This window comes from Psychrobacter sp. TB55-MNA-CIBAN-0194 (assembly GCF_040309505.1).
GTDB classification, from domain to species: Bacteria; Pseudomonadota; Gammaproteobacteria; order Pseudomonadales; family Moraxellaceae; genus Psychrobacter; species Psychrobacter fozii.
The window spans coordinates 1-264 of sequence record NZ_JBEOOW010000404.1 but is presented as its reverse complement, the minus strand read 5'-3'; the positions used below and the strand labels follow the sequence as shown (position 1 = coordinate 264).

The following is a 264-nucleotide window of genomic DNA, read 5'->3' as shown; positions in this document are numbered from 1 at the left end:
CCCCTATGGAAAAATCCCGTTATTCTGCTGATTATTCTCGTGATTGGTGGGCTTGGAATATTGGCAACCATCAAATATCAAACGCAAAAAGCCAACGGCGTCGTACTTGCTACCAATGAAGTGTTAGCGCAAGACTCTGAAACGGAAGAGCAGAAACAGCAAGATGTGGCTATCGTTATGGTAGACGATGATATCGCTGATGACGATATATCTAATGAGAATACGAAATCAAAAGCAAAGTAAAATCCAAATACATTTAAAAAT

The 264-nt window shown here is 39.4% G+C and carries 1 pseudogene; it reads left to right on the top strand.

Annotation, left to right across the window (positions count from 1 at the left end):
• A pseudogene (locus AAEY75_RS15655) lies at positions 1 to 243 on the top strand (hypothetical protein); the annotation flags it as partial.
• Positions 244 to 264 lie beyond the last annotated feature (21 nt).